The sequence below is a fragment of the Stenotrophomonas sp. YJH_SMC_33 genome (genome assembly GCF_059372295.1).
In genome coordinates this window covers 93676-119341 of the sequence record NZ_JCAFVJ010000012.1, presented here as the reverse complement: position 1 = coordinate 119341, position 25666 = coordinate 93676, and the positions used below count along the sequence as shown (strand labels likewise).

The following is a 25666-nucleotide window of genomic DNA, read 5'->3' as shown; positions in this document are numbered from 1 at the left end:
ATGAACGACCTGTCCCGCCAGGCAACACGCCTTGAAGCCATCGAAGGCAGCTACGACAAGTGGCTGCTGGGCGCGATCATCGCGCTCACCGGCATTGGCGTGGTGATGGTGGCGTCCAGCTCGATCGCGCTGATGAGCAGCCCGTTCTACTACCTCAACCGCCACCTGATCTTCCTGGCGGTGGGTATCGTGCTGGCGGTGCTTGCCGCCCGTACCGAGCTGAAGTCCATCGAGCAGTACAACCAGATGCTGCTGCTGGGCTGCTTCGTGCTGCTGCTGGCGGTGTTCGCGCCGGGCCTGGGCAGCACGGTCAACGGTGCGCGCCGCTGGATCAACCTGGGCATCTCCAAGTTCCAGACGGTCGAGGCGGTGAAAGTGCTCTACATCGTCTGGCTGTCCAGCTACCTGGTGCGCTTCCGCGACGAGGTCAACGCGACTTGGCCGGCGATGCTCAAGCCGCTGGGCGTGGCCGGTGCGCTGGTGGTGCTGTTGCTGCTGCAGCCGGACTTCGGCTCGTCCACCCTGCTGCTGGCGATCACCGCCGGCATGCTGGTGTTGGGCGGGGTGAACATGCCGCGCATGTCGATGCCGGTGATCATCGGCCTGGTCGGCATGAGCGCCCTGGCGATCATCGAGCCGTACCGCATGCGCCGCATCACCTCCTTCCTGGACCCGTGGGCCGACCAGCAGGGCGACGGCTACCAGCTGTCCAACGCGCTGATGGCGGTGGGCCGTGGCGAGTGGACCGGCGTCGGCCTGGGCAACTCGGTGCAGAAGCTGTACTACCTGCCCGAAGCGCATACCGACTTCATCTTCTCGGTCACCGCCGAGGAATTCGGCTTCCTGGGCACCTGCGTGATCGTGGCCCTGTACGCGCTGCTGGTCGGCCGGACCTTCTGGCTGGGCATGCGCTGCGTGGAAATGAAGCGCCACTTCTCTGGCTACATCGCCTTCGGCATCGGCCTGTGGATCAGCATGCAGACCTTCGTCTCGATCGGCGTGAACCTGGGCATCCTGCCGACCAAGGGACTTACTCTGCCGCTGATTTCCTCCGGCGGTTCGTCGGTGCTGATGACCTGCGTTGCGATGGGCCTGTTGCTGCGCGTGTCCTATGAACTCAAGCGTGCCGAGCGCCGCCAGGCCGTGCGCATCGGTGGTGCCGAAGACGCATCTGCTGAGCCGGTGGGCGAGCCAGCCGTGCAGGTGGCCGCCAGCGCGCCGATCAGCGCCGGGGCGACGGCCGCAGCTCCAGCTCCAGCAAACGCCACGCGCGGCACCAGCCGCCTTCAGTCGCGTATCGAACCGACCTTCGGGAGGCTGTCATGAGCGCGGCCACCGATAGCGTGCGCCCGGTGATGATCCTGGCCGGTGGCACCGGCGGTCACATCTTTCCCGGCCTGGCTGTGGCCCGCGTGCTGCGCGAGCGCGGCGTGCCGGTGACCTGGATGGGCGCCGACGGCGCGATGGAAACGCGACTGGTGCCGCAGCACGGCATTCCAATCGACACGCTGGCCATCACCGGCCTGCGCGGCAAGGGCAAGCTGGCCCTGCTGGGCGCGCCGTGGCGGCTGATGCGCGCGCTGCGCGCTGCCGGCATGATCATCCGCAAGCGCCAGCCGCGCGCGGTGGTCGCCTTCGGTGGCTTTGCCTCCGGCCCCGGTGGCATGGCCACCCGCCTGCACGGCCTCCCGCTGCTGGTGCACGAACAGAATCGCGCGCCCGGCATGACCAACCGCATCCTGTCGCGCTATGCGCGCCGCCTCCTCACCGGCTTCCCGGGTACCTTCGCCGAGCGTGAGGAGTTCGTCGGCAATCCGGTGCGCGCAGAGATCGCCGCCACCGCACCGCCGGAACAGCGCTTCGCCGACCGCCACGGACCGCTGCGCGTGCTGGTGGTTGGCGGCAGCCAGGGCGCGCGTGCACTGAACACCGGCGTGCCGCAGGCGATCGCCGCACTCGGCCCCGGCATTCCGGTACAGGTGCGCCACCAGAGTGGCGAGAAAATGCACGCCGAAGCGGTGGAGGCGTATGCAAAGGCCGGCGTGCTGGCCGACATCACGCCGTTCATCGCCGACATGGCCGAGGCCTTCGCCTGGGCCGACCTGGTGGTGTGCCGCGCGGGCGCTTCGACGCTGGCCGAGCTGTGCGCGGTCGGTGTCGGCAGTGTGCTGGTGCCATTCCCCGCTGCCGTCGACGATCACCAGACCCGCAATGCGGAGTATCTGGTCGAGCGCGGTGCTGCGGTTTTGCTGAAGCAGGACGGAACGCTGGCCGACGGCATTGCCGCACTGCTGCGCGATCTGTCCGAAAATCCCGCCCGCCGCATGCAGATGGCGCAAGCCGCGCGTGCCCTGGCCAAGGTCGATGCCGCCGAGCGCATCGCCGATATCATTCTTGAGGAAGCTGTATGAAGAAGGCATGCCACCGCGCCTGCCCTGCGCGAGGCCGCGCATGATCCGTCGCCTGCACGACACCAACGACCTGGTGCGCGCGTTCCCGCGCGTGCATTTCGTCGGCATCGGCGGCACCGGCATGAGCGGTATCGCCGAAGTGATGCTGACGCTGGGCTATGAGGTGTCCGGCTCGGACAACGCCGACAACGTGGCAACCCGTCGGCTGGCCAGCCTGGGTGCGCGCATCATGCGCGGCCACTCGGCAGCCAACGTACTGGGCACCGACTGCGTGGTGGTCTCCAGTGCCATCCGCGAAGACAACCCGGAACTGATGGAAGCGCGCAGCCAGCGCATTCCGATCATGCCGCGTGCGGCGATGCTGGCCGAGCTGATGCGCTTCCGCCGCGGCATCGCCGTGGCCGGTACCCATGGCAAGACCACCACCACCAGCCTGACTGCTGCGGTGCTGAGCGAAGGTGGCCTGGACCCGACGTTCGTGATCGGTGGCCAGCTGCTGGCGGCCGGTGCCAACGCCAAGCTGGGCGGAGGCCAGTGGCTGGTGGCCGAGGCCGACGAAAGCGATGGCAGCTTCCTGCGCCTGAACCCGCTGATGTCGATCATCACCAACATTGATGCCGACCATCTGGAAAACTACGGCAACGACTTTGCCCGCGTGCAGGCGGCGTTCGCCGAATTCCTGCAGCGCCTGCCGTTCTACGGCCTGGCCGTGCTGTGCATCGATGACCCGGAAGTGGCCGCGCTGGCCGCCAAAACCCCGCGTCACGTGATGAGCTACGGCATGAGCCCGCAGGCCGACGTGCGCGCCGAGAACGTGGTGCAGGAAGGGCCGCGCATGCGCTTCACCCTGCGCCTGCCGCAGGGCACCAGCCAGGAAGTGGTGCTGGCGCTGCCGGGCAGGCACAACGTGCTCAACGCGCTGGCCGCCGCCGCAGTGGGCTGGCAGCTGGGCGTGGCGCCGGATGCCATCGCGCGTGCGTTGGAAAGCTTCGCCGGTGTCGGCCGTCGCTTCAACGATCTGGGCGAAGTGACCACCGCCAGTGGTGCCAAGGTCCGTATCATCGATGACTACGGCCATCACCCGAGCGAGCTGGAGGCCGTGTTCGCCGCGGCCCGCGGTGGCTGGGCTGACAAGCGCCTGGTGGTGGCCTTCCAGCCGCACCGCTACAGCCGCACCCGTGACCAGTTCGACAAGTTCGCTGCGGTGCTGTCCAGCGTCGACGCACTGGTACTGAGCGAGGTCTACCCGGCCGGTGAGGAACCGATTGCCGGTGCCGACTCGCATGCGCTGGCCCGCGCCATCCGCGCCCGCGGTCGCAGCGAGCCGGTGGTGGTGGGCAAGGCTGCCGAACTGGCCAGCGTGCTGCCGGACGTGCTGCAGGACGGTGACCTGCTGCTGATGATGGGTGCGGGCGATATTGGCGCCGTGGCCACCCACATCGCGGTGGAAGGCTTCAAGGGGGAGGGCGAGGCGTGAGCACGCTGACCTTCCCGCCGCTGCGCGTGACCGACCCGGCTGTGTTCGGTCGCGTCGCCGTGCTGCTCGGTGGCACTTCCAGCGAACGCGAGGTGTCGCTGGATTCCGGCCGCAACGTACTGGAAGCACTGCAGTCGCGCGGTGTCGATGCGTTCGCGGTGGACGGCATTCCGGCGCTGGCCAAGGCGCTGGCTGCCGGCGGCATCGACCGTGTGTTCAACATCCTGCACGGCCACAACGGTGGTGGTGAGGACGGCATCGTGCAGGGCCTGATGGACGCCTTCGGCGTGCCGTACACCGGCTCGGACGTGCTGGGCTCTGCGCTGAGCATGGACAAGATCCGTACCAAGCAGGTGTGGTTGTCGCTGGGCCTGCCGACCCCGCAATACCGCAAGGTCGACGCATCGAACGTGCATGCACTGGCGGCCGAGCTGGGCCTGCCGGTGGTGGTCAAGCCGGCCAACGAAGGCTCCAGCGTGGGCATCAGCCGGGTCACCGACGAGGCTGGCCTGGACGAGGCCGTGACCCTGGCCGCGCGCTACGACGGCCAGTTGCTGATGGAGCAGATGGTGGTGGGCGATGAGCTGACCGTGGCCATCCTCGGCGACGTTGCCCTGCCGTCGATCCGCATCGTGCCCAAGGGCCAGTGGTACGACTACAACGCCAAGTACATCGCCGAGGACACCCAGTACCTCTGCCCGGGCCTGGAGGGTGGCGACGAAGCGGAAATCCGCCGCATCGCGCTGGCCGCGTTCCGCGCGGCCGGTTGCCGTGGTTGGGGCCGCGTGGACGTGATGCGCGACCGCAGCAGCGGCCGCTTCTTCCTGCTGGAAGTGAATACCGCGCCGGGCATGACCAGCCATTCGCTGGTACCCAAGGCGGCCCGCCAAGCCGGCATCGGTTTCGAGGAACTGGTGTGGCGCGTGCTGGAACAGACCCTGGAGGCTTCGCACGCATGAACGCGGTGCTGCGCATCTTCGTCTGGCTGTTGGCGCTGTCGGTGGTTGCACTGCCGGTGGTGGCCGTGGTCAATGGCTGGGTCGGCGCCGAGCGCTGGCCGCTGGCGAAGCTGCGCGTGCATGGCGAGTTCAAGCGGGTACCGGCCGAGCAGCTGCAGCAGGTGCTGCTGCCGTATGCGCGCGCCGGCTTCTTCGCGGTCAAGCTGCAGGACGCGCAGGACGCACTGGAAAAACTGCCGTGGGTGGAAAGCGCGCGGGTGCGCAAGCAGTGGCCGGACGTGCTGGAAGTGACCCTGGTCGAGCACAAGCCGTTCGCGCGCTGGGGCAACGACCGCCTGGTTTCCGAGCAGGGCAAGTTGTTCCCCACGCCGAAGAAGCTGGCCGACCTGGCGTTGCCCGAACTGGACGGCCCGGACAGCCAGACCGAAGAAGTGATGAAGCTGTACAGCGACTCGCGTGCATTGTTCGCACCGGCCGGCGTCGATGTGCGCCGGGTAACGATGGATGCACGCGGCAGCTGGTCGCTGGTGCTGAGCAACGGCACCGAAGTGGTGGTCGGCCGTGACGATGCGCGCTCGCGCCTGCAGCGCTTCGTCAAGGTACTGCCACAGCTCAACCGCCAGGACGCGCCGATCGAGCGCGCCGACCTCCGCTACACCAATGGTTTCACGCTGAGCTGGGGTACCCCGGCCACGCCGGCGAAAACGCCGGCGACCCCAGCCAGCAGGACGCAGGAAAGGACATGAATCGCAAGGGTGACAAATCGCTGATCGTTGGCCTGGACATCGGCACCTCCAAGGTGGTGGCGCTGGTGGGCGAGTATTCGCCGGGCAACCCGATCGAAGTGATCGGCATCGGCTCGCACGAATCGCGCGGGTTGAAGCGCGGCGTGGTGGTGGACATCGAATCGACCGTGCAGTCGATCCAGCGCGCGGTGGAAGAAGCCGAGCTGATGGCCGGCTGCGAGATCCGCTCGGTGTACGCCTCGATCTCCGGCAACCACGTGCAGTGCAAGAACTCGCCCGGCATCGTGCCGATCCGTGACGGGGAAGTGACCTGGGGCGACCTGGATCGCGTGCTCGATGCGGCCAAGGCGGTGGCGATTCCGGCCGACCAGAAGATCCTGCACGCGATCCCGCGCGAGTACGTGCTGGACGATTCGCAGGAAGGCATCCGCAACCCGGTCGGCATGACCGGCGTGCGCCTGGAGGTGCATGCGCACCTGGTGGTGTGCGCGCAGTCGGCCGCAGCCAACATCAGCAAGTGCGTACAGCGCTGTGGCCTGCAGGTGGACGACCTGGTGCTGTCCTCGCTGGCCTCCAGCGTTGCGGTGCTGACCGCTGACGAACGCGAGCTGGGCGTGGTGCTGGTCGACATGGGCGCCGGCACCACCGACATCGCGGTGTTCGTGCAGGGCGCGATCTGCCACACGGCCTCGCTGCCGATCGCCGGCGACCACGTCACCAACGATATCGCGCACATGCTGCGCACGCCCACCCCGGAAGCCGAGCAGATCAAGGTGCGCTACGCCTGCGCCCTGGCCCAGCTGGCCACCGCCGAGGAAAGCATCCAGGTGCCGTCGGTGGGCGACCGTCCACCGCGCCGCATGCCGCGCCATTCGCTGGCGCAGGCGGTGCAGGGCCGCTACGAGGAGATCTTCGAGATGGTGCAGGCCGAACTGCGCCGCTCCGGCTTCGAGGAACTGGTGCGCGCTGGCATGGTGCTGACCGGTGGCGCTTCGAAGATGGAGGGCGTGGTCGAACTGGCCGAGGAAATGCTGCAGATGCCGGTGCGCGTGGGCATCCCGCAGCACGTCACCGGCCTGGGCGAAGTGGTGGGCAACCCGGTGCACGCCACCGGCGTGGGCCTGCTGCTGATGGGCAGCCAGATCGAGCACCCGCGGCGGCCATCGCTGCCGACCGGGCGCGCTGGAAGCATGTTCAAGAAGCTCAAGACCTGGTTCCGCGGCGAGTTCTGACGCGGAACACGCAACTCCGGGCCCGGCCCGGCGCAACACCCGCAGTACCCGCATCACAACGCAACAACGCAACAACGCAATACACAACCCACACAGCCGCAACGGCAACATGACACGCGAAGGCAGGAGGCCCGACCGTCCATGCCACCGACAAGCGGATACAACGAGGACACGGACATGGCGCATTTTGAACTGATCGAAAAGATGGCACCCAATGCGGTGATCAAGGTGGTTGGCGTGGGCGGCGGCGGCGGCAATGCCGTGGCGCACATGGTCAACTCGGCGGTGGACGGCGTGGAATTCATCACCGCCAACACCGACTCGCAGGCCATCAAGAATTGTGGTGCCAAGCTGCAGCTGCAGCTGGGTACCAACGTGACCAAGGGCCTGGGCGCAGGCGCGAACCCGGAAGTCGGCCGCCAGGCCGCGCTGGAAGACCGTGAGCGCATCATGGACGCGCTGCAGGGCGCGGACATGGTGTTCATCACCGCCGGCATGGGCGGCGGCACCGGCACCGGCGCTGCGCCGGTGGTGGCACAGCTGGCCAAGGAAATGGGCATCCTGACCGTGGCCGTTGTCACCAAGCCGTTCCCGTTCGAAGGCCGTCGCCGCATGCAGGTGGCGCTGAAGGGCATCGAGGAACTGAGCCAGCACTGCGACTCGCTGATCACCATCCCGAACGAGAAGCTGATCACCGTGCTGGGTCGCAACGCGACCATGATCCAGGCCTTCCGCGCCGCCAACGACGTGCTGCAGGGCGCCGTGCAGGGCATCGCCGACCTGATCGTGCGTCCGGGCCTGATCAACGTCGACTTCGCCGACGTGCGTACCGTCATGTCCGAAATGGGCCTGGCGATGATGGGCACCGGCACCGCCCGTGGCGATGACCGCGCCCAGGCCGCCGCCGAAGCCGCCATCCAGAACCCGCTGCTGGATGATGTGAACCTGGCCGGTGCCAACGGCATCCTGGTCAACATCACCGCCGGCGCCGACTTCACCATGGCCGAGTTCGACGAGATCGGCCGCACCATCGATGGCTTCGCTTCCGAAGACGCCACCGTGGTGGTCGGTACCGTGCTGGATCCGGACATGCAGGACGAAGTGCGCGTGACCGTGGTCGCTACCGGCCTGAACCGCGTTTCGGCCAGCAAGACCCAGCGTCCGGGCGAGCGTGCGCCGATCAAGCTGGTCCGCAATGCCACGACCGGCCAGCCGGAGTTCGGCGACTTCGACAACGGTGGCGACGCTGTGTCCAAGGCCGTCGGCGGCATGGGCCTGGGCCTGCGTCGCGCCAGCAGCGATACCGCGGCCGCTTCGGCCCCGTCGGCGCCGTCCTCCCCGGCCCCGGCTGCGGCGGAACTGCCGAACGACTACCTGGACATCCCGGCGTTCCTGCGCCGCCAGGCGGACTGAGCGGGGCGGCCCGGGGTTGTCCTCCCCGGGTAGCGCCACCATGTCCTGAAAACGCGGGCGCCGGGCCAGGATGGGCCCGGCCGCCCTGCTTCACGCGCGTCCTGCCGGCGTTTCAGCCGGGGTAGGGGAGCGTGCGTGTTAATCTAATGTGTCACTTCCGGTCCATCCCCCATGATCCAGCAACGCACCCTCAAGAACACGATCCGCGCCACCGGCGTTGGCCTGCACAGCGGCGACAAGGTCTACATGACCCTGCGCCCGGCACCGGTCAACCATGGCATCGTGTTCCGCCGCGTGGACCTGGACCCGGTGGTGGAAGTGCCGGCCAAGGCCGAGCTGGTCACCGAAGTGACCCTGTGCACCGGCCTGACCTGCAACGACGCCAAGATCCAGACCGTCGAACACCTGATGTCGGCGCTGGCTGGCCTGGGTGTGGACAACATCATCGTCGAACTGTCCTCGGCCGAGCTGCCGATCATGGACGGTTCGGCCGGCCCGTTCGTGTTCCTGCTGCAGTCGGCAGGCATCGTGGAACAGGATGCGCCCAAGCGCTTCATCCGCGTGCTGAAGACCGTGGAAGTGACCGAGGGCGACAAGGTGGCCCGCTTCACCCCGTACGAGGGTTACAAGCTGGGCTTCACCATCCAGTTCGACCACCCGATGATCCCGGCCAAGCAGTCGCGCCAGGAAATCGAGTTCTCGACGCTGGCCTACACCAAGGAAATCTCCCGCGCGCGCACCTTCGGTTTCATGCGCGACCTGGAATACATGCGCGAGCGCAACCTGGGCCTGGGCGGTTCGATGGACAACGCCATCGTGCTGGACGAGTTCCGCGTGCTCAACGAAGACGGCCTGCGCTACGCCGACGAATTCGTGCGCCACAAGATCCTCGATGCGATCGGCGACCTCTACCTGGCCGGTGGCCAGGTGCTGGGCGCTTACGAGGGCTTCAAATCCGGCCACGCGCTCAACAACAAGCTAGTGCGGGCGCTGATGGCCGACGCCACTGCCTGGGAATGGGTCAGCTTCGACTCGCCTGCCACCCCGGGTCCGGTCGAATACGCCACTCCGGCCTATGCCTGATTCCGTAGGTCGTTGAATTTAAAGATAAAAACGCCGCCACCCGAGGCGGCGTTGTTGTTTCCGGCGAAGACGACGCATTCAGTGTGCTTGAAAAAGCATCAAGGCCGGTTCGAGGTCACGGTTTTGTGAACCTGTTGGATCCGAAGCCTGAATTTAACGCCGTTTTAACAACAATCTAACGACAGGCCCCTGGATGGCCGCTAGGATGCGACCCGGCCCCCGAAATGTTTCACGCCGTGGTGACACGCGCGATGGGGAGCGGAGCCGGATGCTCCGTTGCCATCATGACCGTTTCTTCGGTTTGGAAGGAACGTCCTGCAGGCAAGCCAAGGCGTCGCGTAGCCCTTTGTGCGTGGCGGCTGAAACTGCGTGGGGTCCATTCCGGTTGTCGAGCGCTGGGGAGCGCGTGGGAGTGGGAGACGCAGTCTTGATGGTCACCTTGGTGGCCTTCAGCCCGATGGAACGGGCCGCGTCGAGCAACTGGGCTTCGGCAAGCCGCAACTTGGCATGCCAGACCGGGGATTCGACGAGAAAAACGAGGTGTTCCCCGTCCACATTGGCCAGCCGGCAGCGGCTGCGCAGAGGTGGCGGCAACTGGGGGCGCAACTGTCGGTCCAGCGCGTCGAGCCACAGGGCACGCCGCAGCGGGTTCCCGCTTTTGTCCGCCATTACCGCATCCAGCGCCGGTTTCGGTGCCGACGCGGGGCGAACGCTGGATTTCGGCTCAGACATGAAAACTCACTGATGGCATTCAAAAAGATCGTAATCAAAACGCGTGAAGGACAGGCCAAATCGTCGCCGATCACGCGTTTGCGGTTCTATTTCGAGGACCGCCCCCGCGCCCTGCTGGGCAGCGTGCTCGGGGTAGGCTGCATTATCGGCCTTGCTGGCGGCATTGGCGTCAGCGCGCTGAATGATTCCCGGCTGCAGGCCAAGGTCGAGCGCCAGGATGCGGAGCTGGCCAAGGTCAAGCGCGATGCGCAGACCCAGGTCAACGCGCTGGCGGCCCGTCTCGGCGAGCTGCAGGCCCAGGCCACCCGCCTCAACGCGCTCGGCGAACGGCTGACCCAGATGGGCAAGCTGGAGGATGGCGAGTTCGACTTCAACGAGACCCCCGGTCTCGGTGACGGTGACGCAGGCGGTCCGACCAGCGACATCCCGGTCAAGGACGTCAACGCCGACTTACAGGTGCTGGAGCAGCGCTTCGCTGCTTCAGGCCGCCAGTTGTCGGTGATGGAGTCGCTGATGTTCGACCACCAGCTGCAGCAGAACGCCGTGCCTTCGCGCATGCCGATCCGCAACAGCTACGTGACCTCCGGCTTCGGCACCCGTGCCGACCCGTTCGGCCGAGGCGCCGCCACCCACAAGGGCATGGACTTCCACGCCAAGGTCGGTGACCCGGTGATGGCCGTGGCCGAAGGCGTGGTCAGCTTCGCCGGCGTGAAGGGGGGCTACGGCAACGTGGTCGACGTCGACCACGGAAATGGCTACGTCACCCGCTACGCGCACAATTCCCGCCTGGTGGTGAAGGCCGGCGACCTGGTCCGTGCCGGCCAGGAAGTGGCCAAGGCCGGTTCCACCGGTCGTTCGACCGGTGCCCACGTGCACTTCGAGGTGTGGGAGAACGGCAACGTGGTCAACCCGCGCAAATTCCTCGGCGACGGCGGCAACACGCCGGTCGGCCGCGTCAGCCGCGGCTGATCCCGGGTCGGATCCCTTCCGCGCCGCGGGAGGGCTCTGACCCGATGCGGTTGACCTGGTAGTGCCGGCCGCTGGCCGGCAACCTCATGATCTTCGGCAGCATCGCGGCTCACCGGCCAGCGGCCGGCACTACCCCTCGGGGTTGAAACCTCAGCCGCCCGTCCCAAGCTACAATGGGTGTTGCCATCGACAGGGCGCCAGGCGCCCTGTTTCGTTTGCGGCGGACGGATCCCCAGGGGGAGGCCGGGCGTCGTGTCCATCCAACCCGGTTCCTTCAATGATCAACAGCCTGCTTACCCGCGTATTTGGCAGTCGTAACGAACGACAGCTGCGCCAGCTCAACCGCATCGTCGCCAAGATCAATGCGCTGGAGCCGGAGATCGAGAAGCTTTCCGACGAGCAGCTTCAGGCCAAGACGCCGGAGTTCAAGCAGCGCATTGCCGGTGGTGAAGCCCTGGACAAGGTGCTGCCGGAAGCGTTCGCGGTGTGCCGCGAAGCCGGCCGCCGCGTTCTGGGCATGCGCCATTACGACGTGCAGCTGATCGGCGGCATGGTGCTTCACCTGGGCAAGATCGCAGAAATGCGTACCGGTGAAGGCAAGACCCTGGTGGCGACCCTGCCGGTGTACCTCAACGCGCTGGAAGGCAAGGGCGTGCACGTGGTCACCGTGAACGACTACCTGGCCCGCCGCGACGCCGCGCAGATGGGCAAGCTGTACAACTGGCTGGGCCTGAGCGTGGGCGTGGTCTACCCGGGCATGCCGCACAGCGACAAGCGCGAAGCCTACGCTGCGGATATCACCTACGGCACCAACAACGAATTCGGTTTCGACTACCTGCGCGACAACATGGCGCTGTCCAAGGCCGACCGCTACCAGCGCGGCCTGCACTACGCCATCGTCGACGAAGTCGACTCCATCCTGATCGACGAAGCGCGTACCCCGCTGATCATCTCCGGTCCGGCCGACGATTCCCCGGAGCTGTACATCCGTGTCAACCGCGTCGTGCCGCACCTGGTCAAGCAGGAGAGCGAGGACGGCGAAGGTGATTTCTGGGTCGATGAGAAGGGCAAGCAGGTGCACCTGTCCGAAGCGGGCATGGAGCACGCCGAGCAGCTGCTGGTGGAAGCCGGCATCCTCAACGGCGAAACCGAAGGCCTGTACGCGGCGCAGAACCTGACCGTGGTCCACCATCTCAACGCCGCCCTGCGCGCGCACGCGATCTACCAGCGCGACGTTGACTACATCGTGCGCGACGGCGAAGTGGTCATCGTCGATGAGTTCACCGGTCGTACCCTGGCCGGCCGCCGCTGGTCCGATGGCCTGCACCAGGCGGTGGAAGCGAAGGAAGGCGTGCCGGTCCAGCGCGAGAACCAGACGCTGGCGAGCATCACCTTCCAGAACCTGTTCCGCATGTACAAGAAGCTGTCCGGCATGACCGGCACGGCCGATACCGAAGCCTTCGAGTTCCAGAGCATCTACGGCCTGGAAGTGGTGGTGATCCCGACCAACCGCCCGACCATCCGCAAGGACAGCCCGGACCAGGTGTTCCTCAACCGCAAGGGCAAGTTCAATGCGGTGCTGGCCGACATTGAAGAGTGCGCCAAGCGCGGCCAGCCGGTGCTGGTCGGTACCACCTCGATTGAAACTTCGGAAATGCTGTCCGAGCACCTGAGCAAGGCCGGTGTGAAGCACGAAGTGCTCAATGCCAAGCAGCACGACCGCGAAGCGACCATCGTCGCCAACGCCGGCCGTCCGGGCGCGGTGACCATCGCCACCAACATGGCCGGCCGTGGTACCGACATCGTGCTGGGCGGTTCGCTGGAAGCAGAGCTCCACGCGCTGGGCGAGGACGCGACCGACGAGCAGAAAGCCGCGGTAAAGGCCGACTGGCAGAAGCGCCACGAGGCAGTGAAGGCGGCGGGCGGCCTGCACATCGTCGGCACCGAGCGCCATGAGTCGCGCCGTATCGACAACCAGCTGCGTGGCCGTTCCGGCCGCCAGGGTGACCCGGGTTCGTCCCGCTTCTACCTGTCGCTGGAAGACAACCTGATGCGCATCTTCGCCTCCGACTGGGTGCAGAAGGCCATGCGCATGATGGGCATGAAGGAAGACGACGTCATCGAGGACCGCCTGGTCAGCCGCCAGATCGAAAAGGCGCAGCGCAAGGTCGAGGCCCACAACTTCGACATCCGCAAGAACCTGCTGGACTTCGACGACGTCAACAACGACCAGCGCAAGGTGATCTACGCCCAGCGCGACGAGCTGCTGGACGCCGAATCGGTGAAGGACAACGTCGACGGCATCCGCGACGACGTGATCTTCGACGTGGTGGCCCGCTTCGTGCCGCCGAACTCGATCGACGAGCAGTGGGACCTGCGTGGCCTGGAAGCGACCCTCGAGTCGGACTTCGGCCTGCAGATGTCGCTGACCGACCTGGTCAAGGAACACGAGGAGCTGGACGCCGAGGCGATTGCCGCCAAGGTTCAGGAACGCGTCAACCAGCACTTCGCCGAGAAGGAAGCCGGCGTGGGCGAAGAGACCATGCGCGCGCTGGAGAAGCACGTGATGCTGACCGTTCTGGACCAGAGCTGGAAGGAGCACCTGGCGCGCATGGATTACCTGCGCCAGGGCATCTACCTGCGTGGTTACGCGCAGAAGCAGCCGAAGCAGGAATACAAGAAGGAAGCCTTCGAGCTGTTCTCGGACATGCTGGAAAACGTCAAGCGCGAAGTGGTGACCCTGCTGTCGCGCGTGCGCATCCGCAGCGACGAGGAAGTGCAGGCGCTGGAAGCGGCCGAACGCCAGCAGGCCGAAGCCCGCCTGAGCCAGTCGCAGTTCCAGCACCAGGACGTGGGCGGCTACAGCGCCGACGAGGAAGCCGCGCAGGTGCAGGCTGCCCAGCAGGGCGTGGCGCAGATGCAGCGCGACGAGCCGAAGATCGGCCGCAACGATCCGTGCCCGTGCGGCAGTGGCAAGAAGTACAAGCACTGCCACGGCCAGCTGAGCTGATGCCGAAGAGCCCCGCGACAGCGGGGCTTTTCGTTTGTGGCAGGGGAGTTGCAGCGGATCCGTGATTGCGCCGGCCGCCCTGTTCTGGGCATGCTTCCCCCCATGCCTTCCCCCACCCGATCGATCCACGTTGTGGCCGCCGTCATCACCGACGCCCGTGGCCGCGTGCTGCTCAACCGCCGTACCGAGAACCGCGACATGGCCGGCCTGTGGGAGTTTCCCGGCGGCAAACGCGAATCCGGCGAGACCTCCGAACAGGCGCTGGTGCGCGAGCTGCGCGAGGAACTGGGCATCGAGGCCGATGTCGGCGAGTGGCTGATGGATGTGCCGCAGCGCTATCCGGACAAGCACCTGACCCTGGAGGTGCGCCACGTGCGCAGCTGGAAGGGGACACCGCGTGGGCGGGAGGGCCAGGCGATCACCTGGGTGGCGCCCGACAAGCTGGGCCGCTATTCAATGCCGCCGGCAGACCTGCCGGTGGTGGCCGCCCTGCGCCAGCCCGACAGCTACCTGATCACCCCGCCGCCGGCCGATGATGAGGGCGGCGTGCGGCATTGGCATGAACAGCTGCAGCGCGTGGTGGCTGCGGGCCAGCAGCGCATCCAACTGCGGTTGCCGACGGCCCATCCGCAGCGGCAGGCGATGGTCGAGCAGGTCGTGCGTGCGCATCGCCGCAGCGGCGTGCAGTGGCTGCTCAACCGCGATATCGAGCTGGCACGCGCACTGGGCGTGGGCGTGCATCTGGGCAGCGAACAGCTGCTGGAGCTGTCGCAGCGTCCGCTGCCCGAAGGCCAGCTGGTGGCCGCGTCCTGCCATGACCTGCAGCAGCTGCAGGCCGCACAGCAGTTGGGCTGCGACTTCGCCGTGCTGGGTCCGGTGCAGGCCACGGCCAGCCATCCCGATGCCGTGCCGCTGGGCTGGGATGCCTTCGCCGAGCTGCGTGCGCAGGTGTCACTGCCGATCTACGCGCTGGGTGGCATGGGCAGTGGCCACATCAGTGAGGCGCGTCGCCATGGTGGGCAGGGCATCGCCGCCATTCGCGCGCTGTGGCCGGCGTGATGTCAGGGTCGGATCATCGCAACGCGGGGCTCTGACCCTCCCGATCACAACGTGATCCAGAAACACCCGTACTGCCGCCGCAACCCCAGCACCGTCGAAGCGCGCGACACGCTGCCGGGCAAGGTCTGTTCCAGGCGCAGGCCGATCGGATGCCGCGCCACGGAGGCCACAGAGTCGGATCCCTGCGCAGCAGGGCTCTGGCCCTCATCCTGCGATTGCGGCAGCGCCTGCGAGGGATACACCGGCACCACGTCCACCAATGGCCGCCGCGCCAACGATTCTAGTTGGCCGAGGATGCGCTGCGCACCCGCATCAGAGACCGCGCCCCACAGGTACAGCGAGGACAGCCGGTTCACATCATTGCTGACGATGCCGTTGCGCAATGCGTCCACCAGTTCACTCAGCCGACGCGGGCAGCGTGCCCCCAGGGTATCGCGCTGCAGGATGTTGCCGCTGGGCGCAGGCGGCGGCAGCCGCGACTGCGCACCCAGGCTGTCGCAGGGACGGTCGGTATACACGCTCTGGCCCTGGGCATCCGTACAGCGGTTCAGGCGCGTGGACTGTGCGTGGGCGACGCTCGACAGCACGCACAGCGGCAGCAGCAACAGCAGGAAGGAAAGCCGGATCATGCCCGCAGGGTAACGCCGATCATGCTCGCGCGGCGTGCTTTCAGTCCTGGAGCAGCTTCAGCACCGAGGTGGTCGGCTTGGCCAGGTTCAGCGTGTAGAAGTGCAGGCCGGGCGCGCCGCCTTCGATCAGGCGCTGGCACAGCCGGGCCACCACTTCCGTGCCGAATGCACGCACCGACTCCGCATCATCGCCATAGGCCTGCATCTTGCGACTGATCCAGCGCGGAATCTCCGCACCACACTGTTCGGAGAAGCGGCGCAGCTGGCTGAAGTTGGCGATCGGCATGATGCCCGGCGTGATCGGCACCTGCACGCCCAGCCGCCGCACTTCATCGACGAAATGGAAGTACGCGTCCGGATTGAAGAAATACTGGGTGATGGCCGCATCGGCACCGGCATCGATCTTGGCCTTGAAGTGCCTCAGGTCAGCCAGTGAATCGGAGGCCTGCGGATGCGTCTCCGGATACGCGCCCACTTCGATGTGGAACGCATCGCCGTGTTCGGCGCGGATGAAGGCGATCAGTTCGGCGGCATAGCGCATGTCGCCGGGAAAGCCCATGCCCGAGGGCAGGTCGCCACGCAGCGCGACCAGGCGGCGGCAGCCGATGGCGCGGTACAGCTTGAGCAGCTCGCGGATCTCCTGGCGGGTGCCGCCCACGCACGACAGGTGCGGCGCGGCATCGAACCCATGGTGCTGGTTGAGGTGGCGCACGGTCTCGGAGGTGTAGCTCAGGGTCGAGCCACCGGCGCCGAAGGTACACGACACGTATTCGGGGCCGTAGTCCTTCAGCTTGGCCGCGGCACGGTCCAGCTGGCTGCGCTGTTCGTCGGTCTTGGGCGGATAGAACTCGAAGCTGATGGCGGTCATGGCGCGGATGGCGGCGGTCGGTGCGGAGCAGTATATCTCTTCATCAAGATGGATGCTTGAGGATTGCGTGAGGCCCAGCCGTCCCCAACCCGCGACCGTTCGCCCCGCCGTCCGGCCGCTGCTCCGAAATCGCAACCGGCATGCGTCGGCCGGGCCCACGCTGCTCCCATCCCGGCAGCACCCACCCGATGAAGGAGCAGACGATGAAGATCTTCCTGGCACTCTGGTACGCAATGAAGGCGCTGGCCCGGCTGGCGATGATCGGCATGGCGATGGCCGTGCTCGGTTCCGGCTCGGCGCATGCCGCCACTGTCGGCGCCCCGGGTGCGGGCAAGGTGCAGGTCGAGGTGGTCGGCAAGGGCCGTCCGCTGCTGATGATCCCCGGCCTGAACAGCAGCGCCGAGGTCTGGCGCGAGACTTGCCTGGCGCTGAAGGACGTGCAGTGCCATCTGGTGCAGCTGCCGGGCTTTGCCGGCGCTGCGCCTGCCGACCCGCGCCCGGCCGAATTCCTGACGGCGATGCGCGGGCAGCTGCTGGCCTACCTGCACGACCAACAGCTGGGCCCGGTGGTGGTGATCGGCCACAGTCTTGGCGGCCTGCTGGGGCTGCAGGTGGCGCAGGCCGAGCCGAAGGCGGTCAGCGCACTGGTGGTGGTCGATGCATTGCCGTTCCTGCCGGCGGCGCGTGACCCGAACGCCACCGCAGACAGCGTGCGGCCGATGGCCGACCACCTGCGCAAGGGCATGCTCGCCGCCGATGCCGCGCAGTGGCAGGCGCAGCTGAAAGCCGGCCTGCCGGGCATGACACGCGATCCGCAGCGGCAGGCCGAACTGGGGCGCTGGGGCGAAGCCAGCGACCGCCAGACCACCGCTGACGCCATGCATGCGGTGATGACCACCGACCTGCGTGACAGCATCGCCTCGATCACCGCACCGACGCTGGTGCTGGGCAGCTGGGCCGGCTACCAGCCGATGGGCGGCACCGAGGACAGCACGCGCGCGGTGTTCCATGCGCAGTACGCGAAACTGCAGGGCGTGCAGATCGCGATGAGCGCGCAGGGGTTCCACTTCCTGATGTGGGATGATCCGCGCTGGCTGCGCGGTCAGGTGCAGGCCTTCCTCGACCACCACCACTGAGTTTCAACACGCCTCGGAATGGACATGCCGGATTCCTCCTCGACGGTACGCTTCTGGCTGCTCAATGCGCTGGTGTGGGCGCTCTATGGCGTTGCCGGAATCGGCCTGCGCCAGGCCTATTTCAGCGATGCCGGAAGCGCAGGCGTGTTGATCACGCTGGGCCTGGCGTTGGCCCTGTTCGGGTGCAGCGGTGCCATCCGTGCGCTGGCGCTGCGTGCCGACTGGTGGGCGCGCGGCACGGCCGGGCTGTTGCTGCGGCTGGCGCTGTCGGTGGCATTGGGCGCGGCAGTGGCGCAGCTGCTGGTGAACATCGCGCTGCACTCGGCGCTGGCCTGGAACTGGGTGAGCCTGGGGCGGAAGACGGCCGACTTCAGCCCCAAGGCGCTGCTGCTCTACTGGTACACCACTGCGGTGATGCTGGCCCTGTGGGCAGCGCTCTGGGCAGGCCTGCACAGCCTGCGCCGGATACGCAGTGCGGACCTGGCGCGCCTGCGTGCCGAGGCCGAGCGCAGCGCGCTGGAGCGCGATGCACTGCGTGCACGGCTCAACCCGCATTTCATGTTCAATGCGCTGAACAACCTGCGTGCGCTGATCCTGGAAGATCCTGAGCGTGCGCGCGACATGGTCACCCGCCTGTCGCGCACGCTGCGCCAGGCGCTGGCACACAACCGCAGCGAGCAGGTCACGCTGGCGGAGGAACTGGCGGTCGTGGACGACTACCTGGCCATCGAGGCAGTCCACTTCGAACAGCGCCTGCAGGTGAACCGGCAGATCGATGCCGACGCCCTGCAGGCACAGCTGCCGGCGATGGCGCTGCAGCTGCTGGTGGAAAACGCGATCAAGCATGGCATCGCCAGCCGCCCGGGCGGCGGCGGGATAGAGATCCGGGCCACGCTGGACAATGACGTACTGCGCCTGCAGGTGGACAATCCGCTGGGCGGCGCCAACGAGCCCACCCATGGCCATGGCGTCGGCCTTGCCTACCTGCGTGCGCAGCTTGGCACGCAGGGGAGTTTCATGTTGCAGCCGGTCGGCGACCGCATGCAGGCCCTGCTGGAGATTCCGCAATGAGTGGCGTGCTGCGTGTGTTGATCGTTGATGATGCACGGCTGGCGCGGCAGGAGCTGCGCACGCTGTTGTCGGCGCTGCCATGGGTGCAGTGCGTGGGCGAGGCCGACGATGTGCCCGCTGCACGCGAGGCGATCGCCACACTGGCGCCGGACCTGGTGCTGCTGGATGTGCAGATGCCCTCCGGCAGCGGCTTCGATGTGCTGGATGGGCTGGAGACGGTGCCGGCGGTGGTCTTCGTTACCGCCTACGACACCTATGCGGTGCGCGCCTTCCAGGCCAACGCGCTGGACTATCTGGTGAAGCCGGTCGAGGCGCCGCGCTTGCTGGAAGCGTTGCAGCGGGCGCGCCAGCGCGAGGTGGTGGCGGGCGAAACGCCGGAGCCGCGCAGCACGCTGGGCGCGCAGGACCAGGTGTTCGTGCGCGAGGGCGAACGCTGCTGGTTCGTCGCGGTCTCGGAGATCCGTCTGCTGCTGGTGGATGGCAACTACACACGGCTATGGTTCCGCGACCAGAACGCCCTGCTGACCCGCAGCCTGAGCGCGCTGGAAGCTCGCCTGCCGCCGGAGTTGTTCTTCCGCGCCAACCGCAACACGCTGGTCAACCTGCGCCGCATTCGTGGCGTGACGCCCAGCATTGCAGATGGCTACGACCTGACGCTGGACGACGGCAGCGAGGTGGAGGTATCGCGGCGGCAGGCACGTGAACTGCGCGAGCGGATGGCGTTGTAGGGGCTGCCAGCAGTTACCCTGTGCAGCAGAACTCCTGATCACACCTGCGCCATGTCCATCGTCCTCACCGATTTCGCCCGTCCCCGCCTGTTCCCGCGCGTGCCGCGCGGCAACACCATCCAGGACTGCACTGCCGAGCAGTTCGAGGCACACCTCAATGCGCAGGCGCCGCTGAAGGTGCTCGACGGCTACGCCCCGTTCTGCAAGCTGTTCGTCTACGAGAACTGGACCAGCACGCGCTGCCTGACGGTGCCGGTCACCGAGGCCAACCGCCACCTGCTGCGCAGTGGTTACGAAGCGCGCAACCGCGAGGAATTGCCGGTGCTGGTGCGTTGGTTCGAGGGCGTGGAATCGCCGCGTGCGAACTACCTGGTGGTGATCCTGTACAGCGCCGAGCAGCTGGCCAGGGAAGGTTCGCCGATCGAGGCCGACTGGGGCATCGTCGGCTGCATCTACACCGCCGAACCGGAAGAGGTGCCAATGGCGCCGATCACGATGATGCGCAATGCGCTGGGCGTGGAGGAGGGCGGCTCCGGCGTGCCGCTGGACCGTGAGGCGTACCGGCGTTCTGTCGAGTTCTGGGAGAACAACGCGAACTGGCGGCCGTGAGCAATATTTGCCATCCACGCATCGCGTGAATGTGCGGGCCGCAGTAGAGCCACGCCATGCGTGGCTGCTTGGCCTTCAGGCAGCTTTCCATTCCCACCACGGGTAATGGTACTCGCGGTCGATGGCCTGCCAATGCTGGCCGCATTGCGTGCAGGCAACGGTGTGGCAATCGCCCCAACCCTCCTCGGCCTCCTGCAACGAGAGCAGCTGCATCTGCCCTTGTTCGATCAGGCGACGCGGATCGAAGAACGGGTAGCCGGGGTTGAGCGCACACAGGCATCCCTTACGCGCCTGCCAGTAGCGTAGCCGTTGCAGGCCCGCCTTGAGGTGTGCCTGGTTGCTGATCAGCATGCCGCCCAGGGCGATGCCCTCGCAGCTGCGTTCGATCAGGTCGACATGTGTGGCCAACGCGTCCAACGATGAGGCACTGAACAGCCGTGCGACGCTACGTGCGGCATCGGTGATGCGCGTTGCGTCGCGCGACAGCAGGTCCTGCAACAGCACATCGGCCTGTGCATCGTCGAGACGGGGTATCCGCGCTGCAGACCAGGGCCAGCGCATCAGCGAGACTTGCCGATGGCAGCGTAGTGGCCGGCGGTGAGGCGCAGCAGGTCAGCCGGCGCCAGTTCCACTTCCAGACCGCGGCGACCGGCGCTGACATGCAGCGCGGGCAATGCCTGAGCGCTGGCATCCAGGAAGGTGCGCAGGCGCTTCTTCTGCCCAAGCGGGCTGATGCCACCGACCAGGTAACCCGTCGCGCGCTGTGCGGCGTCGGCGGCGGCCATCTCGCATTTCTTGCAGCCGGCCGCTTCGGCCAGAGCCTTCAGGTCCAGCTGGCCGGCCACCGGCACGATCGCCACCAGCAGTTCGTGTGCCTCGGTGCTGGCCAGCAGGGTCTTGAACACCTGGGCCGGATCGAGGCCAAGCTTGTCGACGGCTTCGCCGCCGTACGATTCGGCGTGGGCGTCGTGCACGTAGCTGCGCACCGTGTGGGCGATCTTCTCGCGCTTGAGCAGGTTGATGGCCGGGGTCATGGCTGCATCGTAGCGCGCGCTGGGCGCGTTGCCTTGACCGAGGCTACTGCGGGTGGATGCGCGGCGGTGGCGCGCCAACGCAGAACGGGCGCCCGAAGGCGCCCGTCCGTGTCGCATGCACCGGTAGTGCCGGCCGCTGTCCGGCACCCTGAAGGCATCAGTAGCGGTAGTGGTCCGGCTTGAACGGGCCTTCCACCGGCACGCCGATGTAGTCGGCCTGTTCCTGGGTCAGGGTGGTGAGCTTCACGCCGATCTTTTCCAGGTGCAGGCGCGCCACTTCCTCGTCCAGCTTCTTCGGCAGCAGGTACACCTTCTTCTCGTAGCTGTCCTTGTTCGCCCACAGGTCGATCTGTGCCAGGGTCTGGTTGGCGAAGCTGTTGGACATCACGAAGCTCGGGTGGCCGGTGGCGCAGCCCAGGTTCACCAGGCGGCCTTCGGCCAGCAGGAAGATCGCGTTGCCGTTCGGGAAGATGTACTTGTCCACCTGCGGCTTGATGTTGACGTGCTTGATGCCCGGGTAGGACACCAGTGCGTCGACCTGGATCTCGTTGTCGAAGTGGCCGATGTTGCAGACGATGGCCTGGTCCTTCATCGCGCTCAGGTGCTCGATGCGGATGATGTCGCGGTTGCCGGTGGTGGTGACGTACAGGTCGGCACGGCCCAGGGTCGATTCGATGGTGTTGACTTCATAGCCTTCCATCGCCGCCTGCAGGGCGCAGATCGGGTCGATCTCGGTGACGATCACGCGCGCACCGTAGGCACGCAGCGAGGCCGCGCAGCCCTTGCCGACGTCGCCGTAGCCGCAGACCACGGCCACCTTGCCGGCCAGCATCACGTCCATCGCGCGCTTCAGGCCGTCGGCCAGCGACTCGCGGCAGCCGTACAGGTTGTCGAACTTGCTCTTGGTGACCGAGTCGTTGACGTTGATCGCCGGGATCAGCAGGGTGCCGGCCTGGGCCAGCTGGTACAGGCGGTGCACGCCGGTGGTGGTCTCCTCGGAGACACCCTTCCAGTCCTTGACCACGCGGCCCCAGTAACCGGGGCGCTCCTTGGCCACGCGCTTGAGCAGGTTCTTGATGACCTGTTCTTCGTGCGAGGCAGAGGCGGTGTTGACCCAGTCGCTGCCGTTTTCCAGTTCGTAGCCCTTGTGGATCAGCAGGGTCACGTCACCGCCGTCGTCCACCACCAGCTCCGGGCCGGTCAGGGTGCCGTCGGCCAGGGTGAAGGTCAGCGCGTCCAGGGTGCAGTCCCAGTACTCTTCCAGAGTCTCGCCCTTCCAGGCAAACACCGGGGTGCCGGTGGCGGCAATGGCGGCGGCCGCGTGGTCCTGGGTCGAGAAGATGTTGCACGAGGCCCAGCGCACGTCGGCGCCGATGTCCTTCAGGGTCTCGATCAGCACCGCGGTCTGGATGGTCATGTGCAGCGACCCGGTCACGCGCACGCCCTTCAGCGGCAGCTCGGCCTGGTACTTGCGGCGGATCGACATCAGGCCCGGCATTTCGTGCTCGGCGATGTCCAGTTCCTTGCGGCCCCAGTCGGCCAGCGTGATATCGCGGATCTTGTAGTCACCTTCGGTGGAGAAGGTCTTGGCAACAGCGTTCATTCGTGTGCTCCGGTTGTGGACGAGCGGATGCTCGCATCTAGCCGGGCGCCGTTGTTACAAAGCCACCTTACCGAGCCTGGCCGGGCCTCGTGGGATCCGGTCGCAGCGCCCCTCGGCAGGGGAGAACCCCCATTATATCGCGGCCCCGGCGTGACATCCGGATGACCCAACCATCGGCAGATGGGGCCGCGTGCACGGCCTGTTAAGGTCGGTGTTTTCACGCATCACACAGGTGGAACGATGAGCATGCACGCGCGCCGTACACGGCGCTGGACCGGCCTGGTCCTGTCGATGGGACTGCTGGCGGTGGCCCCGCTGGCTTGGGCCGCAGCGCCGCAGCCGGTGGCCACACAGGCCCAGGGCGTCAACGGCTACGAACTGCCGTCGGCCGCGCTGCAGGCGGTGGTGGACGCGCCGCGTGCACCCTCGTTGTACCTGTCGCCGCGACGCGACGTGGCCGCGATGATGCAGATGCCGTCGCTGCCTTCGATCCAGGTGGTGGCGCAGCCGGAACTGAAGCTGGCTGGCCTGCGCATCAACCCGCGCACGTTCTCCGACAGCCGCTTCAGCTTCGGCGAGAAGCTGTGGCTGATGAACGTGGCCGACGGCAAGGAGCGGCAGATCAGCGGCCTGCCGGCCAAGCTGTCGATCGCCAGTGTGATGTGGTCGCCGGACCAGAAGTGGCTTGCCTTCAACCAGGTCGACGCTGCCAGTGGCGCCAATGAACTGTGGCTGGTGGACGTGGCCGGCGGCAGTGCCCGCCGCCTGGTTGCCGGCCTGAACACGGTGATCGGCAGCGGCTACCAGTGGCTGCCGGACAGCCGCGGCCTGGTGGTGTTCACCCGCCCGGCCAACCTCGGTGCGGCCCCGCCCGCCGATGGCATTCCGACCGGCCCGGCCGTGCAGCAGACCAGCCAGGGCGGCGGCGTGGTGTCGATCCGTACCTACCAGGACCTGCTGAAGAACGAGGCCGACGCACGCCAGTTCGACTACTACGCCACTACCCAGCCAATGGAAGTCGGCCTGGATGGCAGCACCCGCGCGATCGGCGCGGCCGGCATCTTCATGGGCTTCTCGGTGTCGCCGGATGGCCGCTTCGTGCTGCGCCAGCCGGTGCAGCGCCCGTACTCCTACGTGGTGCCGGTGAGCAGTTTCCCGCGCCGCATTGAAGTGATCGACCGTGCCAGCGGCAAGCTGGTGCACACCGTCGCCGTTCGCCCGCTGGTGGAAGGGCTGCCGACCGGCAACGATGCCGAAGTGACCGGCGTGCGCGACATCAGCTGGCGCGGTGATGCCGACGCCACCCTGGTCTGGGCCGAAGCGCAGGACGGCGGCGACCCGAACAGGGACGCCAAGGTGCGCGATGCGGTGCTGATGCAGGCCGCGCCGTTCGACAAACCGCCGGTCACCCTGGCCCAGCTTGGCAGCCGCCTGGCCGGCATCAGCTGGGGCCGCGGTGACCTGGCCCTGCTGACCGAATCGTGGTGGAAGACCCGCAGGACCAAGACCTGGCTGATCGCCCCGGACAACGCCGGTGCCGAGCCGCGCCTGCTGTGGGATCGTGACGCGCAGGACCGCTATGCCGATCCGGGCCGGCCGCTGCTGGCCAGTGACGAGCGGGGTCGTTCGCTGCTGCAGACCAGCCCCGATGGCAGCAGCCTGTACCTGGCCGGTGCCGGTGCTTCGCCGGAAGGCGACCGTCCGTTCGTGGACCGCTTCGACATCGCCACGGGCAAGGCAACGCGCCTGTTCCACTCGCAGGCGCCGAGCTATTCGCTGCCGGTGGCGTTGCTGGACGACCAGGCCAGCTCGCTGCTGCTGAGCCGCGAGAGCCCGGATGAGCCGGCCAACTTCTACGTGCAGTCGCTGGCCGATGCCGGTGCTGCACCGCGCGCGCTGACACGTTTCGCGCACCCGCTGCCGCAGTTGAAGGGCGTGCAGAAGGAGCAGATCCGCTACAAGCGCAAGGATGGGGTCGACCTGACCGCGACCCTGCTGCTGCCGCCGGGCTACGACCCCAAGCGGGACGGCCCGCGGCCGCTGCTGATGTGGGCCTACCCGGGTGAGTTCAAGAGCGCGGCTGCGGCCAGCCAGGTGACCGATTCGCCGTACCGCTTCAACGCGGTCAGCTACTGGGGCCCGCAGGCGTTCCTGGCCAAGGGCTATGTGGTGCTGGCCAGCCCGTCGATGCCGATCATCGGTGAGGGCGACAAGGAGCCGAACGACACCTACATCGAACAGCTGGTGGCCAACGCGCAGGCAGCGGTGGATGAAGTGGTGCATCGTGGCGTGACCGATCGCGAGCACATCGCCATCGGTGGCCATTCCTACGGTGCGTTCATGACCGCCAACCTGCTGGCGCACACCCGCCTGTTCAAGGCCGGCATCGCGCGCAGCGGTGCCTACAACCGCACGCTCACCCCGTTCGGTTTCCAGGCCGAGGAACGCAACTACTGGCAGGCGCAGGACGTCTACCAGAAGATGGCGCCGTTCAACTACGCCGACAAGATCAAGGATCCGATCCTCTTCATCCACGGCGTGGACGACAACAACTCCGGCACGTTCCCGATCCAGAGCGAGCGCATGTTCGCCGCGGTGAAGGGCCTGGGTGGCACCGCGCGGCTGGTGATGCTGCCGAACGAATCGCATGCCTACCGCGCACGCGAATCGATCATGACCATGCTGGCCGAGAGCGAGCGCTGGCTGGAGCAGACCATTGGCCCGGCCGAGCAGGGCAAGGCGAAGAAGAAGCGCTGATACGTGCATGAGGGTGGCCGCTGCAACAGCGGCCGCCTGTGCGGCTGCGCCGCCGCCCGAGCATGGGCTCGGGCGCTACACGGTGTCACGCGCCATGACGCTTGTAGAGCCGAGCCCATGCTCGGCTGCGTCCGCCATGG

Annotated in this window: 21 protein-coding genes, 1 pseudogene and 1 riboswitch; of the genes and pseudogenes, 16 read left to right on the top strand and 6 right to left on the bottom strand. The window is 67.0% G+C overall.

The window, feature by feature from the left end; genetic code table 11:
• The 8 genes and pseudogenes from ftsW to lpxC all read left to right on the top strand — a co-directional run bounded on the left by ftsW (position 1) and on the right by lpxC (position 9321).
• Positions 1–1326, top strand: a complete 1326-nt coding sequence (gene ftsW / locus AC5P9W_RS16845; protein ID WP_111098016.1) for a putative lipid II flippase FtsW — start codon at positions 1–3, stop codon at positions 1324–1326.
• Positions 1323–2411 (top strand): undecaprenyldiphospho-muramoylpentapeptide beta-N-acetylglucosaminyltransferase, encoded by a 1089-nt coding sequence (gene murG / locus AC5P9W_RS16840; RefSeq protein ID WP_111098015.1) that lies wholly within the window; start codon positions 1323–1325, stop codon positions 2409–2411. The genes ftsW and murG overlap by 4 nt, the downstream gene beginning before the upstream one ends.
• Positions 2412–2451: 40 nt before the next feature.
• Entirely contained in the window at positions 2452–3888 is a 1437-nt protein-coding gene (murC, locus tag AC5P9W_RS16835) for a UDP-N-acetylmuramate--L-alanine ligase (RefSeq protein ID WP_019661073.1), read from the top strand.
• Positions 3885–4847 (top strand): D-alanine--D-alanine ligase, encoded by a 963-nt coding sequence (locus AC5P9W_RS16830; RefSeq protein ID WP_021203431.1) that lies wholly within the window; start codon positions 3885–3887, stop codon positions 4845–4847. Before murC ends, AC5P9W_RS16830 begins: the two co-directional genes overlap by 4 nt.
• Positions 4844–5521, top strand: a pseudogene (locus AC5P9W_RS16825) (cell division protein FtsQ/DivIB); the annotation flags it as partial. The gene AC5P9W_RS16830 and the pseudogene AC5P9W_RS16825, both read left to right, overlap by 4 nt.
• A gap of 68 nt (positions 5522–5589) precedes the next feature.
• On the top strand, positions 5590–6825 hold the full coding sequence (gene ftsA / locus AC5P9W_RS16820) for a cell division protein FtsA (protein ID WP_005408083.1): 1236 nt from the start codon (positions 5590–5592) through the stop codon (positions 6823–6825).
• A 177-nt stretch (positions 6826–7002) separates the two neighbouring features.
• Positions 7003–8238 carry a cell division protein FtsZ gene (ftsZ, locus tag AC5P9W_RS16815; protein ID WP_021203432.1) on the top strand — a complete coding sequence of 412 codons (1236 nt, stop codon included), beginning with the start codon at positions 7003–7005 and terminating at the stop codon, positions 8236–8238.
• 171 nt (positions 8239–8409) lie between these two features.
• Positions 8410–9321: a UDP-3-O-acyl-N-acetylglucosamine deacetylase gene (gene lpxC / locus AC5P9W_RS16810; RefSeq protein WP_019661076.1), complete on the top strand. Its 912-nt coding sequence runs from the start codon at positions 8410–8412 to the stop codon at positions 9319–9321.
• A 282-nt stretch (positions 9322–9603) separates the two neighbouring features.
• On the opposite strand, the gene AC5P9W_RS16805 is transcribed toward lpxC, so the two are convergent.
• Positions 9604–10053 carry a DciA family protein gene (locus AC5P9W_RS16805; RefSeq protein WP_026347140.1) on the bottom strand — a complete coding sequence of 150 codons (450 nt, stop codon included), beginning with the start codon at positions 10051–10053 and terminating at the stop codon, positions 9604–9606.
• A 12-nt stretch (positions 10054–10065) separates the two neighbouring features.
• Here AC5P9W_RS16805 and AC5P9W_RS16800 point away from each other — a divergent pair, with 12 nt between their 5' ends.
• The 3 genes from AC5P9W_RS16800 (at position 10066) to AC5P9W_RS16790 (ending at position 15091) form a co-directional block, all read left to right on the top strand.
• Positions 10066–11022, top strand: a complete 957-nt coding sequence (locus tag AC5P9W_RS16800; protein ID WP_019661077.1) for a M23 family metallopeptidase — start codon at positions 10066–10068, stop codon at positions 11020–11022.
• 277 nt (positions 11023–11299) lie between these two features.
• A complete protein-coding gene (gene secA / locus AC5P9W_RS16795; RefSeq protein ID WP_111108789.1) occupies positions 11300–14032 on the top strand; it encodes a preprotein translocase subunit SecA in 2733 nt (910 codons plus the stop codon).
• 102 nt (positions 14033–14134) lie between these two features.
• Positions 14135–15091 (top strand): Nudix family hydrolase, encoded by a 957-nt coding sequence (locus AC5P9W_RS16790; protein ID WP_111102183.1) that lies wholly within the window; start codon positions 14135–14137, stop codon positions 15089–15091.
• A gap of 44 nt (positions 15092–15135) precedes the next feature.
• Here the strand turns inward: AC5P9W_RS16790 and AC5P9W_RS16785 are convergent, their stop codons facing one another.
• Together AC5P9W_RS16785 and metF are read right to left on the bottom strand one after the other, a co-directional pair.
• Entirely contained in the window at positions 15136–15720 is a 585-nt protein-coding gene (locus tag AC5P9W_RS16785) for a DUF4124 domain-containing protein (RefSeq protein ID WP_457894923.1), read from the bottom strand.
• Positions 15721–15760: 40 nt separating this feature from the next.
• Positions 15761–16588: a methylenetetrahydrofolate reductase [NAD(P)H] gene (gene metF, locus AC5P9W_RS16780; RefSeq protein WP_495219365.1), complete on the bottom strand. Its 828-nt coding sequence runs from the start codon at positions 16586–16588 to the stop codon at positions 15761–15763.
• Positions 16589–16791: 203 nt separating this feature from the next.
• Here metF and AC5P9W_RS16775 point away from each other — a divergent pair, with 203 nt between their 5' ends.
• Genes AC5P9W_RS16775 through AC5P9W_RS16760 form a run of 4 tightly spaced genes read left to right on the top strand, consistent with a single transcriptional unit; the run spans position 16792 to position 20132 of the window.
• Positions 16792–17724 (top strand): alpha/beta fold hydrolase, encoded by a 933-nt coding sequence (locus tag AC5P9W_RS16775; RefSeq protein WP_021203437.1) that lies wholly within the window; start codon positions 16792–16794, stop codon positions 17722–17724.
• Between the two features lie 24 nt (positions 17725–17748).
• Complete coding sequence (locus AC5P9W_RS16770; RefSeq protein WP_031270244.1) at positions 17749–18795, top strand: sensor histidine kinase; 1047 nt, start codon at positions 17749–17751, stop codon at positions 18793–18795.
• A complete protein-coding gene (locus AC5P9W_RS16765; RefSeq protein WP_111098010.1) occupies positions 18792–19523 on the top strand; it encodes a LytR/AlgR family response regulator transcription factor in 732 nt (243 codons plus the stop codon). The genes AC5P9W_RS16770 and AC5P9W_RS16765 overlap by 4 nt, the downstream gene beginning before the upstream one ends.
• A gap of 51 nt (positions 19524–19574) precedes the next feature.
• On the top strand, positions 19575–20132 hold the full coding sequence (locus AC5P9W_RS16760; protein ID WP_010481895.1) for a DUF3228 family protein: 558 nt from the start codon (positions 19575–19577) through the stop codon (positions 20130–20132).
• Between the two features lie 75 nt (positions 20133–20207).
• Here AC5P9W_RS16760 and AC5P9W_RS16755 read toward each other — a convergent pair whose 3' ends face one another.
• The 3 genes from AC5P9W_RS16755 to ahcY form a co-directional block, all read right to left on the bottom strand.
• Positions 20208–20693, bottom strand: coding sequence for a hypothetical protein (locus AC5P9W_RS16755; RefSeq protein WP_111098009.1), 486 nt, complete (start codon positions 20691–20693; stop codon positions 20208–20210).
• The gene (gene ybaK / locus AC5P9W_RS16750) at positions 20693–21166 is read right to left on the bottom strand and encodes a Cys-tRNA(Pro) deacylase (RefSeq protein ID WP_019338083.1); all 474 of its coding nucleotides are present in this window, start codon (positions 21164–21166) and stop codon (positions 20693–20695) included. Before ybaK ends, AC5P9W_RS16755 begins: the two co-directional genes overlap by 1 nt.
• 157 nt (positions 21167–21323) lie before the next feature.
• Positions 21324–22769: an adenosylhomocysteinase gene (gene ahcY / locus AC5P9W_RS16745; protein ID WP_019661087.1), complete on the bottom strand. Its 1446-nt coding sequence runs from the start codon at positions 22767–22769 to the stop codon at positions 21324–21326.
• A gap of 36 nt (positions 22770–22805) precedes the next feature.
• Positions 22806–22889, bottom strand: a riboswitch (S-adenosyl-L-homocysteine riboswitch).
• A 120-nt stretch (positions 22890–23009) separates the two neighbouring features.
• Between ahcY and AC5P9W_RS16740 the strand changes: the two genes are divergently transcribed.
• On the top strand, positions 23010–25526 hold the full coding sequence (locus tag AC5P9W_RS16740; RefSeq protein ID WP_495219364.1) for a S9 family peptidase: 2517 nt from the start codon (positions 23010–23012) through the stop codon (positions 25524–25526).
• The last annotated feature ends 140 nt before the right edge of the window (positions 25527–25666 follow it).

Coding starts and splice junctions, on each gene's coding strand:
- ftsW (WP_111098016.1), top strand. CDS start 1: ATGAACGACCTGTCCCGCCAGGCAACACGCCTTGAAGCCATCGAAGGC.
- murG (WP_111098015.1), top strand. CDS start 1,323: ATGAGCGCGGCCACCGATAGCGTGCGCCCGGTGATGATCCTGGCCGGT.
- murC (WP_019661073.1), top strand. CDS start 2,452: ATGATCCGTCGCCTGCACGACACCAACGACCTGGTGCGCGCGTTCCCG.
- ftsA (WP_005408083.1), top strand. CDS start 5,590: ATGAATCGCAAGGGTGACAAATCGCTGATCGTTGGCCTGGACATCGGC.
- ftsZ (WP_021203432.1), top strand. CDS start 7,003: ATGGCGCATTTTGAACTGATCGAAAAGATGGCACCCAATGCGGTGATC.
- lpxC (WP_019661076.1), top strand. CDS start 8,410: ATGATCCAGCAACGCACCCTCAAGAACACGATCCGCGCCACCGGCGTT.
- AC5P9W_RS16805 (WP_026347140.1), bottom strand. CDS start 10,053: ATGTCTGAGCCGAAATCCAGCGTTCGCCCCGCGTCGGCACCGAAACCG.
- AC5P9W_RS16800 (WP_019661077.1), top strand. CDS start 10,066: ATGGCATTCAAAAAGATCGTAATCAAAACGCGTGAAGGACAGGCCAAA.
- secA (WP_111108789.1), top strand. CDS start 11,300: ATGATCAACAGCCTGCTTACCCGCGTATTTGGCAGTCGTAACGAACGA.
- AC5P9W_RS16790 (WP_111102183.1), top strand. CDS start 14,135: ATGCCTTCCCCCACCCGATCGATCCACGTTGTGGCCGCCGTCATCACC.
- AC5P9W_RS16785 (WP_457894923.1), bottom strand. CDS start 15,720: ATGATCCGGCTTTCCTTCCTGCTGTTGCTGCTGCCGCTGTGCGTGCTG.
- metF (WP_495219365.1), bottom strand. CDS start 16,588: ATGACCGCCATCAGCTTCGAGTTCTATCCGCCCAAGACCGACGAACAG.
- AC5P9W_RS16775 (WP_021203437.1), top strand. CDS start 16,792: ATGAAGATCTTCCTGGCACTCTGGTACGCAATGAAGGCGCTGGCCCGG.
- AC5P9W_RS16770 (WP_031270244.1), top strand. CDS start 17,749: ATGCCGGATTCCTCCTCGACGGTACGCTTCTGGCTGCTCAATGCGCTG.
- AC5P9W_RS16765 (WP_111098010.1), top strand. CDS start 18,792: ATGAGTGGCGTGCTGCGTGTGTTGATCGTTGATGATGCACGGCTGGCG.
- AC5P9W_RS16760 (WP_010481895.1), top strand. CDS start 19,575: ATGTCCATCGTCCTCACCGATTTCGCCCGTCCCCGCCTGTTCCCGCGC.
- AC5P9W_RS16755 (WP_111098009.1), bottom strand. CDS start 20,693: ATGCGCTGGCCCTGGTCTGCAGCGCGGATACCCCGTCTCGACGATGCA.
- ybaK (WP_019338083.1), bottom strand. CDS start 21,166: ATGACCCCGGCCATCAACCTGCTCAAGCGCGAGAAGATCGCCCACACG.
- ahcY (WP_019661087.1), bottom strand. CDS start 22,769: ATGAACGCTGTTGCCAAGACCTTCTCCACCGAAGGTGACTACAAGATC.
- AC5P9W_RS16740 (WP_495219364.1), top strand. CDS start 23,010: ATGAGCATGCACGCGCGCCGTACACGGCGCTGGACCGGCCTGGTCCTG.